General features: G+C 44.0%; 10 protein-coding genes. All 10 read right to left on the bottom strand.

Annotated features, from left to right (window positions below):
- Nucleotides 1-2: 2 nt before the first annotated feature.
- The 10 genes from BLR42_RS02620 to BLR42_RS02665 all read right to left on the bottom strand — a co-directional run bounded on the left by BLR42_RS02620 (nucleotide 3) and on the right by BLR42_RS02665 (nucleotide 14,334).
- Complete coding sequence (locus tag BLR42_RS02620; protein WP_091866391.1) at nucleotides 3-1,904, bottom strand: EAL domain-containing protein; 1,902 nt, start codon at nucleotides 1,902-1,904, stop codon at nucleotides 3-5.
- A gap of 104 nt (nucleotides 1,905-2,008) precedes the next feature.
- Nucleotides 2,009-3,664 (bottom strand): L,D-transpeptidase family protein, encoded by a 1,656-nt coding sequence (locus BLR42_RS02625; RefSeq protein WP_091866393.1) that lies wholly within the window; start codon nucleotides 3,662-3,664, stop codon nucleotides 2,009-2,011.
- A 268-nt stretch (nucleotides 3,665-3,932) separates the two neighbouring features.
- Complete coding sequence (locus BLR42_RS02630; RefSeq protein ID WP_242876593.1) at nucleotides 3,933-4,886, bottom strand: ABC transporter permease; 954 nt, start codon at nucleotides 4,884-4,886, stop codon at nucleotides 3,933-3,935.
- 20 nt (nucleotides 4,887-4,906) lie between these two features.
- Entirely contained in the window at nucleotides 4,907-6,403 is a 1,497-nt protein-coding gene (locus BLR42_RS02635; RefSeq protein ID WP_091866395.1) for a sugar ABC transporter ATP-binding protein, read from the bottom strand.
- 10 nt (nucleotides 6,404-6,413) lie between these two features.
- Nucleotides 6,414-7,361, bottom strand: coding sequence for an ABC transporter permease (locus BLR42_RS02640; protein WP_022761272.1), 948 nt, complete (start codon nucleotides 7,359-7,361; stop codon nucleotides 6,414-6,416).
- Nucleotides 7,362-7,478: 117 nt separating this feature from the next.
- Nucleotides 7,479-8,651: a sugar ABC transporter substrate-binding protein gene (locus tag BLR42_RS02645; protein ID WP_091866397.1), complete on the bottom strand. Its 1,173-nt coding sequence runs from the start codon at nucleotides 8,649-8,651 to the stop codon at nucleotides 7,479-7,481.
- A 135-nt stretch (nucleotides 8,652-8,786) separates the two neighbouring features.
- Complete coding sequence (locus tag BLR42_RS02650) at nucleotides 8,787-9,239, bottom strand: hypothetical protein (RefSeq protein WP_091866399.1); 453 nt, start codon at nucleotides 9,237-9,239, stop codon at nucleotides 8,787-8,789.
- A 122-nt stretch (nucleotides 9,240-9,361) separates the two neighbouring features.
- Entirely contained in the window at nucleotides 9,362-10,972 is a 1,611-nt protein-coding gene (locus BLR42_RS02655) for a response regulator transcription factor (RefSeq protein WP_091866401.1), read from the bottom strand.
- 13 nt (nucleotides 10,973-10,985) lie between these two features.
- Nucleotides 10,986-12,833, bottom strand: coding sequence for a cache domain-containing sensor histidine kinase (locus BLR42_RS02660; protein WP_170832612.1), 1,848 nt, complete (start codon nucleotides 12,831-12,833; stop codon nucleotides 10,986-10,988).
- Nucleotides 12,834-12,915: 82 nt separating this feature from the next.
- Complete coding sequence (locus tag BLR42_RS02665; protein WP_091866405.1) at nucleotides 12,916-14,334, bottom strand: HAMP domain-containing sensor histidine kinase; 1,419 nt, start codon at nucleotides 14,332-14,334, stop codon at nucleotides 12,916-12,918.

The following is a 14,334-nucleotide window of genomic DNA, read 5'->3' on the forward strand; positions in this document are numbered from 1 at the left end:
GATTAACCCTTCGCATATTTTTGGGCAAAGTCCTCAGCAGGAATAGGAGCAGAAAACAGCATTCCCTGCAAATAATCACAGCCAAGCTCCGTCATTTTCCAAGCCATCTCTTCAGTCTCAATTCCTTCTGCTGTTACCCCGAAATTCATCTTCTTAAAAGCCTCTACCATCATAGGAAGTATTTCATCCGGAGCGTTGCAGTAATCCCACACGATTTCCATATCAAGCTTTACATTTACGAAGGGGCTCTTCTTAAGCCTTGTCAGATTGGAATATCCTTTTCCGTAATCATCAAGCACAAATTTGAAGCCATAATTCTGCATCAGACGGATCTGTTTCTCCATCTGCTGCTCATCGGTCATGGACTCCTCGGTTATTTCGAGATGAATCCTGTCCGGTGTAATACCATACATATTGAGGGTTGATAAAAATCCCTTTCCCAAATCTGAGCGCATAAACTGTATGGGAGACAGATTCACATTGATAAAAGTCAGTCCCATTATATTCGCGTCATTTTCCGAAATAAACTGGCAAACCTTTTCAAATACCTGTTCTCCCAGCTGGTTAATTCTTCCGTTCTTCTCAGCAAGGGGAATAAAAGCCGCAGGCGATATGATATGTCCGTCGTTATCTCGAATTCTGGCAAGAGCCTCTGCTCCGACAAGCTTTCTTGTTTTGGCAGACACAAGAGGCTGGAAGAATACTTCGACAGCCTTCCGGTCTATGGCATTTTCCATGCACCGCTTTACTTCTATTCTGTCCTGGAATTCCGAAAGCACATTTTCATCTGCCAGTATATTGAAATCGCTCCCGAGAACATCCGCTTTTTCCAACATTATCGAGATCATATTGAGGACCTCATCTGCGGAAAAATACCCTTCGGTACAATCTATAAGCGCAAAGCCAGCCTCCAGATAAAGTTCGGCATCGTCAGAGGTCCAGGGCAGCATGAATCTATGGCGGAGCTCCTCGTGAATTTCCTCCCAATCCATATTTACTCCGCCGAGAAGGATGAATCGTCCTCCCTGATTATAGAAATCCAGACAATCCGGATAATTCACCCTAAGATATGCGGAAATAAGTGCGATTCCCTGATCCATCTGAGTAGTACCGTATATTTCCCTTACATCATGGTAATCCCTAATAACAAATGCCAGAATTTTGTATTTACCGTGCTCCTCATTTTCTTCGATGTAGCTTCGAAGAGCCTTACTGTTAAACGCCATATTTCTGCGTTCCAAATAAAACTCCGGGTTACCGAAGGAAAGATAAACTATGATGAGTGCCATCAGGCAAAAGGTATCGTATAAAAGCAGTGTGGGTAATGTAATTCTGAAAATAGATCCGATTAGGATAATCGTATTAAAGCACAATATACTTACCCTCTCGTGCTTTCTTCGGATCCTCATCCTGAATTTATAGATCATGAAAAAAGAAGTAAACAGGTAGAAATACAGACACACGTAAATTGTAAAATGCAGCGGTCCGCGGTTATACCCGTTTTCATTAATATAGAAAATATTCCCGGTAAACATACCGGTTATTATTATTATCTGTTCTGCAACATAAGGAATACATAAAAGAATTGCCGCAACTTTATTCTTCCAGATATTGACCCTGAGAACTATAGTAGTCAGCTCAAAAAACAGGAAGATACGAAGTGCCAGCGAGAAAAAATAGACCGAATTTAATATAACCAGAAGCCACACCGGCAATATGTCATGCATATTGTCTGCCCAGCTCGAGATTATATCAAAAAGCATTACTACGCCTTCATTTATAAGAATAGCCAGATAGGTTTTGTTCAGTCTTACCGGGAGACGCGGAAGAGCAAAATAGTACCCCATAATTATGAGCAAAACCAGAAAGCTTGGAACAACAAGACTGACATTCCAATTAAGCATTTCTTTCCCCTCGGTTAATTAAAACTTTTTCCTTCACTTGTAATAATTTTACCATAAATCCGAATTGGGTCATACCTCGCGGCAAAAATCAGAAGTATCGGGCATCAACCCTCCGGTACAGTACTCTGTTCCTGTACCTCAGCATTCTCTCCAGTCGTTTCAGAAGTTGCTTCCTGAGTCGTGGCATCCTCTCCCTGGACACCGGTATTTTCTTCCTGGGGCTGAGTAACTTCTTCCTGGGGCTGAGTGGTTTCTTCCTGAGCAGCGGCTGCTTCCTCCTCACGGACTGCACTTATAGGCATCTTAATGGTTGTAACTTCTCCTGTTTCGGGATTGGTCACCTCTCTTGTTACAACCTCCTCAGGCTCAGTCTTTCCTCCGTATACAAATACCGCTTCGCCCTTTTCCACAACCTCATAGATCTCAGCTGCTTTGGAAGTCGGAAGATTTATGCAGCCGTGCGAACCGTTTATGATGTAGTACCATTTTCCAAATTCCGATCTCCAGCTCGCATCATGCATACCGACATTTCCGTTAAAAGGCATCCAGTACTTAACATCCGAAGCATAGTTCTCTCCCACAAGCGTCGCATCTCTCTGCTTGTAGGTTATCGCATAGCTGCCCGTAGGAGTAGTACGTCCCTTATTCACACACCCTGAAACAAAGTCGGAATCAATAACTGCCACACCATCTTTATAAACCCAAAGGTGCTGAGCAGTAAGGTCTATCTCCACATATGAATTACCCCAGTCATTTTCTCCGTAAGCTGCTGCCGTTCCAAAGTACACAGGAGTTCTGTCTGTCTTCTCTCCGTTTTTCACAGCCTCGATAAGCTCCGAGGTCTCAGTTGCTCTGTCCATCCACCAGCCATAATCTCCACCGGTTATAGTAACTTCTTCACCGGTGTGGGAAATGATGGTACGGTTTTTTCCAAACGAATCATACTGGCGCGCCATACTGTTTACGAATTCCCTTACCTTTTCGGGATTCAGCGTGACACTTGTGCCGTCTATGTCGCACCATTCCTTTATCCTTGTGCCGTCCACCACAAGCTTCTCATCACCGAAGGTATAGGTAATGATTGCCTTGCAATAGGTGTTAAGGCTGTCTCTATATGCTATAAGTTCCTCATTATCCTGAAAGATCGTAGGTACGTTATAGCACTCATCGTCAATCGTAACTTCGGGTTCAAGAACATCAAGCGCTGCAGTAATCTTTTCTACAACCATATCCTTTATGGGGGACTGTCCCTGATCCTCCGGAACTATATAAAATCCGTCTTCGCCGGACTCATCGGGAATATAAGCATTCACAGGCTCTCTGACATTTTCCGGAGCAAAAAGATTAAGCGTTTCTATCTTTTCCTCCAAAGTCTGCTTCGAATAAACAACTATGTTATCAGTTGTAAGCCTGGTCTCCTTGAAGAAATATGATGGCCACAAAAACGGATTCTGTGACTTTAATGCTCTGTCAAACTGACCGTCAATCCTCAGCGACAGACTGATGTCGTCGGAAGTTATAGTGTCCGTGATACCGCCTCTTGAATTAATTGCAAGCGAATATCGCTTAATTCCGTCGGTTACTTCTTTTTCTATATCTTTTGCAGTTAATTTATAAGCAGGAATATCATTAACATATGTGTTATAGGAAAAATGCCCCATAAAATATACTACAAATCCTATATAGACAAATGCAAGTATTCCAAAGGTAATTGCAAGAATTATGCCTGCTATGTTTCCGGCTTTTCTTTTGTTACTCATTTTTTCATTTACCCCTCAAATCTTAGTGCCATGCACTTCGCAATAACCGAAGCGCCTTCAAGTCTATCTTCTTATTATATAACCAGGGCCCTTAAATATCCATTCCAATTATTTTGCCTTCCCCCTTCGGGGGCGCTCGACGTCCGGGGGACGTCGGTTCAGCGCGGACCGAAGCGGAGCGTAGACAAGGTGCCCGAAGGGCGGATGAGGGGCTATAAAAAGCGCTTCCGGACCAATCCTCCGGAAGCGCTTATCCCCTAACAAAGCATCACTTAACTATCATTCCCGTTTCTCTGTCTGCAAAAACCGCAACCATTACTAGGAATACAATGCCCATGATGAGCTGCTGCGTCTTGGGCTCTATTCCGAGCATTACAAGTCCGGCTGTCAGTATTTTGTAGGTTAGAGCTCCAAGGATTATGTTATAAAACTTAACCTTGGCACCACCGTTTACAGGCATTCCGCCAAGTACCAGCGCTATCATGATCTGCGTTTCCAGCTGGTTACCTGCCGTTGATGTAACGGAGCCTACTTTGATACTGTTTATAAATGCCGCAAGGCCTGTTATCATACCCGCTGCCATATATACCAGCATCTTGGTTTTCTCAACTCTTACTCCCGCAAATCTCGCTGCGGTTTCGCCGGCACCTATAGCCTTAAGTCTGTTGCCGAGACCAGTGTACTGGAATGCCACAAACGCACCCACAAGTATCAGTACGGTAAACACCAGATTAAAACCGATAGTATTATAGGAAGTGATATTTGCCACTCCGTATACAGGACTCTTGGTAGTCGCATAGGCCACCATTCCGCGAAGCAGATACATATTGCAGATAGTAACAATAAAAGATGTGATCTTGCGCTTTACGTTAAAAAATCCGTTTACAAGACCGATAATTCCACCTGTTATAACTCCGCATATAACCGCGAGCATAATATTTATATTTGATAAAAAACAAATTACAACAGAACATATGCCGAGCATAGAGCCTTGTGAGAAATCAAGTCCGCCCATAGTCATTACCATGAACACTCCCACGCAGGCTATAAGAAGTACATATGACTGCGACAAAAGAAGCTTTAAGTTTCCTGCCGTATAGAGCTGACCGCCGGTAAGAATTGCAAACAACACCACAATAAATATGAAACCTGCAAAAGGCATTATATTTCTTACTATCGGCCTCTCCATGAAGGGAACCTTTATTTTTTTCTCATTCTCCATATCTTCCTCCATCCCGAAGCTTATACCATCTTTGCAATAAGGTCTGTATCTTTAAGTTCTACGGACCTCCTGAATTCACCGTTCTTTCGTCCGTCCTTCATGATGATGATACGGTCCGCCATACCCAGAAGTTCCGAGATTTCTTCCGAAATCATAATGATCGACTTTCCATCCTTCCTCATCTTATCCATCATCTGATAGATATCAGCCTTAACCTTGACGTCAATTCCTCTTGTGGGAGAATCAAGAATGATTATGTCCGAGTCTTTTCCAATCCATCTGGCCAGTACAACTTTCTGCTTATTACCTCCGGAAAGAGCCGACATAAACTGATGCACACCCTCCATCTTGGTACTCATCTGTTTTGCAAACTTCTCGGCAAACACCTTCTCGTCCTTCGCGTGAAGAATGTGGTTTTTCTTGAGGTCCTCCAGAGACGGCAGACAGATATTATCCTGAATCGTATCATTTATTACAAGCGACTCGTTGTCTCTGTCCTTTGATGCATACGCTATGCTGTGGTCGATGGCGGATTTGATATCATTTATCTGTGTACCGTCAGACAGAGTTACGCTTCCCTCTCTGTCATAGGAAGCACCGAAGAGAGCTTTTCCGACTTCATGCATTCCGCACTCGGACAGTCCTCCGATTCCGATAATCTCACCCTTATGAAGCTCAATCGAAAAATCTTCAATCTCACCGGGCACAGTCAGATGGTCACCCTTAAGCACAACTTCATCAGATATCTCCTCATTGTAATCCGTTCGATAGTAGTTATTACTCATCTCACGTCCTACCATAAGTTTCTTCAGATCATCGGTAGTTACGCTGTCACTTTTTACCGTATCAATAAGAACACCGTCTCTTAGCACACTGATACTGTCTGACTGCTCAATAACCTCATCAAGATCGTGAGAGATGAAAATGACACATCTTCCGTCATCCTTGGTCTGCTTCATAACCTTGAAGAGCTCTTTTCTTCCCTTCTCACCAAGAGCTGTTGTGGTCTCATCCACCACAAGAACCTGCGGTTTAAAGTGAGTAGCTTTTACGATTTCTATCAGCTTTCTGTCCTCGAAGTTGTATTTATCAATGATGTCCGTCGCCTTTATATAACTGAAACCGTAGGAATCAAGAAGCGCCTGTGCTTTTTTATTCATGCTCTTTGTGTTCTTTACTTTGAACTTCGTGAACTCATCCTCTTTTCCGAGGAAGATATTCTCAGCCACGGTAAGTCCGGAAAGTGTTCCGATCTCCTGTACAATAATTGCGACACCTTGATAATTACCATCGACCTGATTTTTAGCATTTACTTCTTTTCCATTTAATGTAAAGGTTCCGGTATCCTTGTGATAAATACCTGTAAGACAGGATGTAAAGGTTGATTTGCCGGAGCCGTTTTCACCGATCAGTGCATGCACCTCGCCCTTGCTAAAATCGAGAGTCACATGATCGATTGCGTGAGTAACGCCGAAATTCTTATCGATTTTCTCGGCATGTAAAATAACTTCGCTCATGTCTCCCTCCTTACTTGACTACTACGCCCTTAACAGGCTTGATGGTCATGGTTACGATCGCGAGCAGCACAATACCGGTTACGATATTCTGTACCGTAGTCGGTGCTCCGAGAGCAACGAAGCCCTGGAACAACAGCTGAATTATGAACTCACCTATAACTATAGCGATAACCGGATGTCCGTACTTTTTAAAAGCAAGTCCGAAGAATGTTCCCATAAGAGGCGGGAAGTTTCGGCTCATGGAAGCAAGATTGGATGCACTTGTCATAGAGGTTCCGTAGGAAATTGTGAGGATAGCCTCGATTCCCACGAAAAGTCCGCAGAGCACAAATGCCACAACCTTGTACTTATCTACGTTTACACCCATATTCTTCGCAACAACTTCGTTGGATCCAATGGCATAGGTGTATGTTCCGATCTTGGTATATTTGAGAATAAAACCGCAGAGGAAAAATGCCGCCAGCGCCAGAATGAGGTTCCCCGGATAATCACCGAAAGCTCTGTACTGCGGAGCCAGAATAGCCTCTTTTCCGTTTGTGGCAAAGATAGACAACGCCTCGTAAACCAGTGAAAGTCCTGCGGTTACGATGAGTGATGAAATTCTGAGTTTTATATATACAAGTCCGTTAAGCAGGCCAACCAGCACACCGCTTATTATCGGCGCAATCAGAAGTCCCGCATATCCGAAACGTTCGCTCATATTTACGGCAAGCACCGATGAAAGCACAATGTTTGCACCCACGCTCATATCAAAAGGTCCCATTACGCAGATAAAGTAGAGGCCGCAGCCACCTACCGCATAATAAAGAGCCGTTTTCAAATATGTCTGTAATTTGTCAAAATCTCCGAAAGTCTGCGGCGCCAATATTTTGAAAAACGCCCAGAACACAAATGTCAAAACAGCAAGAAGCACCAGTCCATACCAGTGGCTCTGCTTGAATTCCTGAAACTTATTCATATACTCCTCCCGTGATGAGGTATACTTTTTCAAATCTGTATTTCTAAAAGTCCCTATACAGTCATGCTCGCCGAACCTCCTGGATGGCATGAGATCCGGCAGAGCTTTTAACCTGGATTAGTTGTTGTGACGGGAAATAACGTCGTCGATTGACAGATTGGAAGCTGCCTTGTTGAGATCGTCGAAGCTGTAATTAGCCATCTCTGCAAGCTCATCATCTGTGTAAGGATCATCGTTTACAAAGTACTTCTCATAATTTGCATAATCATCGGGTGATGATACATACAGATAAGGGAAGAGTATCTCATAACCGAAGGTTCCTTCTTCTTTCACATAGTTACCCTTAACTGCGTTAAGTACAAGATAGAATGCGAACAGAGGATCACAGAAGTGTCCGCCTGACTCTGCAAACATTCCGCCTGACTTAAGCTGATCTGCAAGGTCATCAAGGAAGTCTGTTGATACAACGTCGATCTTGCCTGTAAGACCTTCGTTAGCATAAGCGCCGATTGAACCAACAAGGGGATCTCCGCCGCCGCCCGCTACGATAAGAGCGTCCATACCGGGATTTGAATTGTAAAGTGACATAGCTGCTGCAGCACCTTCTTCGGAAGATGTATTAGCGTATACGGGCTCAGTCATTGTTGCGGGATCATCAGCGTGTGCTGAATTCCACTCATCTATAGCCTGCTGATAGCCCTTCCATCTAAGCTGGAATGTTGCATCACCAACTGTCCACGCCTCAAGACCGATGGTTCTGTCGCCTTTTTCAAGAAGGAGATTAACAAGTGTATAGCCGTTTGTTACTTCATCTTCATGAACTGCGCCTACATAATACTTGGAGTTGCAAGCTGTCTTATAAACCTCAGGGCTGTTCTCTTCAGAGATGATACGGAAGAACTGAGCGATATAAACGCCGTGCTCTGTACATGTGTTGATAGCTGAAGTCATCTCGGAATCAGCTGAGTTACAAATGATGATTCCCTGGCATCCTGCTGCGCAGAGCTGCTCAACAGATGCTGTAACCTGCTCAGATACATGAGCCTGGTCAACATACTGAACTTCAACGCCGTTAGCCTTAGCTGCCTTATCCACGATTTTCTTACACTGGCTTCCAAGTACGTCCGTGGAACTCCAGATTGAAACACCGATCTTAATCTTGTCAGATCCGGATGCGGATGCTGATCCCGAAGATCCTGCACTACCACTGTTAGCACAGCCTGTCATCAAAGATGCTGCCATGATACCGGTCATGAGCAGTGCTCCCAACCTCTTGATACTCTTTTTCATAGATTTGTAACCCTCCTTTTTGCCTTTGAAAAAATTATTGTTTCACCGATCCGAGCCATCCACGAACCGGAATTGTTACCATTCACTTGCCTTCTCCCACGGGGAGAAGGTGGCGCGCAGCGCCGGATGAGGGGCTTATCGTTTCAGTCCCTTCACCTCGTACGTCTTACTCTTCTGAGTTCCGAAATCAACACCTGCTGCCTCGGCCGCAGTGTTGTCATAGGAGACTGACACCACTACCTGATCTCCGTTTGACAGTTCCTTATTCTTATCTATGCTGAATGAAATTGAAGAAACTGCATTGATGTACTTTGTCAGCTCCGCCAGATCATCAACCTCATTCATCTCTTTTATCTTCTCTTCACCGCCGACCATCTCGGTTTCGATTCCGTCGTAGTCAACATTTACATACGCTGTGCCTTCACCGTTTTTCCCACTGAAGTCCACGTTCACGTAATCAAGAATATTTGTTACTCCGTCATTGGTATCTATCTTCGCCTGTCTGCTCTCGCCGCATCCTGCTACAAGCAGTGCTGCACTCAGCGCAGCTGCAGCGATTATTGCTGTGATTTTTCTATGGTAGAACACCGGATTATCCTCCTCCCCAAAACAAAAAACTTCGCGAACGGGTTTGTTAATTCCCTGTCCTCGAAGTTTATATTAGCAATTATGACTTTGTGACAATTAGCACAATTTAGAAAAACTTACTATCACTTTTTTGAAATACTGTTTCGATACTCTGTCGGACTTTTTTTCTCACACCTTCTGAACACTCTGCTGAAATAGTTATAGTCATCATAACCGACCTTAAAGGAAATAACCTCCAGCTTATTATTCTCATCCTCCATAAGTTCCTTTGCCTTTTCCATGCGGCACCTGGTGATACATGCCGTAATGGTCTCATTGTACTTTTGTGAAAACTTCTTCGAAAGGTAACTCGGCTCCACATAAAACTGCTGTGCCAAATCCGACAAGGTCAGATGATCCATGTAGTGCTCCGCGATGTAATCACGAACGCTCTCAACCTGCTCACTTATCGTGGAGTTCTCCGAACTTCCCGCATTTGAAGCAGCCCCCGAACCTGCTCCGATTCTAAGCGCCAGTTCGATATTGTCCAGAATGATATCTTTATTCAGCGACCTCAGTCCATAGTTGATTGCATCCTGAACCTCTTCATATGTCCGGCTGTTACTGGTTTTATCCGCCTCAGCTATAATATTTATCATTCTTGTTGTAAACTGGGTAACCTCAAATAGGCTCCACTCTTCACTGTCGCACTTCTCCAGCCCTGCGGTCTCCATGATAAGGCTTCTCGCTTTAGATATATCATTATTCTCAAGACACGCCGCAATCTGAGCTTCCAGTCTGTCAGTAAATCTATCCTGCAGCTTTGATTTTCTCCTTATCCCGTTGCAGGCGATGATGCTGTGTTTTCGTCCAAAAGGCCTTGAAACAAGCTCCGCGATCATCTCTCTGTACACCGTCGCTATATCATCAAGGGAGCTCGCCTGAGCATGGAGCACGATAGTGACAGGTCCCTGCTTTTCTATCGGAAAAGCGGCGTAGATGCGGTCTGCTATGAGACGGAGCCTAGCAGGTGTAGCATTTAACTCGATAATAAATTCATTCACCTTATCCGTGTACTGGAAGACAATCGAACCTTCCACGTCGATCAGTTCACGAAGCCTCTCCTTGATATCATAGGACATTCTAAGAACATCCTTGTTGTAATTTTGCTTCAAAATTTCCACATCATGGAACTTCACAAGAATCGTGGATATCTCCGAGAACACTCTGGTACTTGGCACATGGGACTCTTTCCCCGGTCTGAAGAGCTTACCGTTTAATAACGAGGAAAACTCATCGTCCTCAAAAAAGGATGAGATATAATTTTCCCTCAGACGGTTATCTTCCTTCGAAGCCTTCTCGGCCTCCCTCTCCTCCAGAGTTTTCAGCGCCTTGCTAAGAGAGCCTACCAGTTGCTCTCTCCCCACGGGTTTAAGCAGGTAGTCGATTCCGCCCGCCATGAAAACACCCTTCACCTTCTGGAAGTCATCATAGCCACTTACTGCGAGCGTTATAATATCGGGATATTCTGTATGAATCTTATCAAGAAGCTCCAGTCCGCTGATAAATGGCATATTGATATCCGTAATAACTATGTCCGGTTTCTCCTCCGGAATCCTTTCAAGGACCTCCTCCCCATCACAGGCAGGCTCAAGAAAATCGATGGAGTAATCCTCCCACGACAGCATTCTTCTTATATTCTCGCGGCTCCAAAGCTCATCGTCCGCCGACAGTACCTTGTATTTTGCTCCCATATATTACCTCCCCTTATTCATTGCCAAGTGCCAGTCTCGCCTGCTCTATTGCAGACAATTGAAGCTTCTCTTCCCTCTTTGCTTTTACCACCGGCAGTACGATCACAGCCTTGGTCCCCGTCTCCGGACTGCTCTCGTAATGAATTCCATACCCATCACCATACACATTTTTCACACGCGCATTCACATTCATGACACCGATTGAACGCCCCATCTCAATCCTGCTTATATCTGCCTCATCAAGCTGTTTATTCATAGCATCGGCATCCATCCCCGCGCCGTTATCTTCGATAACAATTACCAGCTTATCACCCTCATGTCTTGCTGAAATAATAAGCTCCTTATCCTTTCTCCTCGTATTCCGAAGGCCATGCTGAAGCGCATTCTCAACTATAGGCTGCAGCGTGATCCTCGGAATATTGTCCTCCAAAGTATCTGAATCAATCTTATAAATATACTTGATGGAATTGCCATTCCTGACATCCATTACATACAAATAGTTTCTGACGTGCGCCATCTCCTGCTGCAACGTCGACTGTGTATCCGAGATATCAAGACTGTATCTGAAAATCGCGGAGAGAGACTGGCATAGTCCGCTCACCAGCGTGCAGTCCTGAGATGCCGCAATTCCGCTCATGGTATCCAGCGTATTGTATAAAAAGTGCGGATTAACCTGTGCCTGAAGCACCTTGTACTGCGTCCTCTCCATCAGCACCTTTGCTTCGGTTTCCTCCTGAACCATGCGGCTTATCTGATCAAGCATATCATTGAACTCATCACCCATGACCTTGAGCTCTTCACTCCAGCCATCAGTTTTGGCCCTAAGATCCGTATCACCATTTTTAATCTTAATGATTGTCTTACTGAGCTGTTCCACCGGAGTATATATAAATCCCGAAATCCTGGTTCCCAGAATCAGAGTCACCAGAATGATGAAAATCGCAATTACAATCAGTGTCCTCGCAAGTGCACTCTGTGTATGCATCATCAGCGACTGCGGAGTCAGCATGATAATGTGCAGATTATACTTTTCGGAATTTCTGCTGTTTAGATAAAAAGAGCCGTATTCATTTTCAAACTGTGGAAACTCATTTATTGAAGTTGCAACTATTTTTGTCAGCTCCGAAAAGATCTTGCTCTCCTCTTTTGTGGTATTGCCAACCTGCGCTATCGGAGAATCTCCCCTTGGCTGAAGCCAGACATACACATCTCTCGACGATATGTATTTACTCATGATATCTTCAACATTCTGCGTATTGAAATCGCACACAATATACCCGAACTGAGACCTGTCATCATCATAGGTGTGGAGCTTTAGCACAAAACGAAGTACATCCTGATCGGCCTCCTCATTGTGATATCCCGACAGCATCAGCGAATAATCGTCCGATTTGAGATAGCTCTTAAGGTGCGCAACATTAACATATTGCTCTGTATTATAAAGATCTTGTGGGTAATTATACGGTTGTTTCCTGAAGGAACTTATCAGATTGTTGCGGTTATCATATATATACATGGCAAGGAGCTGGTCTTCCGAATCGAAGCGTCTCTCCGAAAGGTGCCAGGCATCAAAATAATGATCACCTTTAGATTTGTGATTTTTACCGGAATTTCTCATGTCGTAGACCATATCCGTCTCATTGTAAATGGTCTGCATTTTGACAGAAACATCGTGAATATAAGAATTTAACTCCGCCTCTATGCGCTGAAGTGTCTCATTGTTATTTAAAAGACTCTCTCCCCTAATCTGCTGCCTCGAAATAACTTCAAACACCACCGTCTGCGTAATAATCGCAAAAAGCGTACACAAGGTAACCAGCCCTAAAATGGCCTGGCGCATAGTCCACTTTCCTTTTATCATACCCATTGTCCCCTAAAACAATAACCATACCTACTTTGAAAAAGATAATAACATACTACACACAGAATTGATAATTATATTTTTACAGGACAATAGTAAAGCAGTTTTTTCCATCACTGCGTTTATATTTGAGAGTCCCCCCGTGCTTTTCAACTATTTTGCGGGAAATTGCCAGACCAAGTCCCGTTCCCCCATCGGTTTTCCTGGTCTTATCTCCTCTTGCAAAGGACTCGAACATTCTCGCGGCAAAATCCTCCGCTATAGCCTCGCCATCATCCGATACTTCAATCGTTATCCTGCCTGAATCATCGAACACTTTGACTGCAATATTATTTCCGGTCTCATTATACTTGTTGGCATTACCTAGGAGATTATTTATCGCCCTTCCGAGGAGCTGCGTATCCACCTCTGCAAAAAGCGACTCCTCTGATATATCTATATCAAATTCCTTTCCTGCAGCTGTGATATCCTCATAAAACTCTGCGCAGATTCTGCGTACAAGCTCGCATACATCCGCCTTCTCCAGATTCAGCTTATACTCGTCACTCTCCATCTTAAGACTGGTGTTTATATCTTCGGTAAGAGTCCTTATTCTTTCTGCCTTCATCTCGATAGTCTTGTAGTAATCATTTACTTTCTCTTCGGGAACAAGGCCCTCCTCAAGCGCACAGATACTCCCCTTTATGGAAGCGATAGGATTTTTTATATCATGAGCAAGTTCAAGCAGCATCAGATTTCTGCTCTGCTCCACCTGATGTCTTTTATCTTCACTCTCCTTAAGTTTTTCAGCCATGCTGTTGAATCTATCCCTGATGTCCTCGAATTCCTTATCGGTAATGTAGTCTATGACCACATCTCTTTTTCCCTCACTCACCTCATCCATTCCCTGCATAAGGAACTTAAGCGGCATTTCGATGTGCCTTTTCAGGTACAAACTGATGCCTACAATTTCAACAACGAAAAGCGCAGCAAAAACCAGCAGGAATACGAGGTATCTGTTTCCGGTTTCGTTTGTAAGCATATATGTAACTCTGTAGGTCACCATATCGGTGGGGTAAAAAACCAAAAAAACGCGCTTAGGATCTCCCACATATCTGGCACATGCCGAATATATCTTTTTGTCGGTAGCCTCATGCTGACTTATGATAACTCCGTTGCCGCTGGATGCCACATATCCCATGTCGACCAAATACGCAAGCTCCTCGATATTGTAGGTGTACTTATCTGTTTTCTTTTCTCCCACAACATCGACTACGTTACCGCTTTCGTCAAGTTCCTCAACCCATCCTCCGCTGTGTTCCAAAACTTCGGTATCGGTAATCGTTCCATCGTATTTCACAACCGTCTGCGGTGAAGCATTCGATAGACTCCCATTACCCAGATACATCACTATCGCCAAAGTCAAAGTGAGATACAGCACGATAGTCACAATAAGAAACAGAACATAACTTTTTACAAGCCTTGAAAAAATGCTTTTCTTTTTTACTCTCTTTTTCTTCAT

The sequence above is a fragment of the Butyrivibrio sp. INlla16 genome (assembly GCF_900104155.1).
GTDB lineage: Bacteria > Bacillota > Clostridia > Lachnospirales > Lachnospiraceae > Butyrivibrio.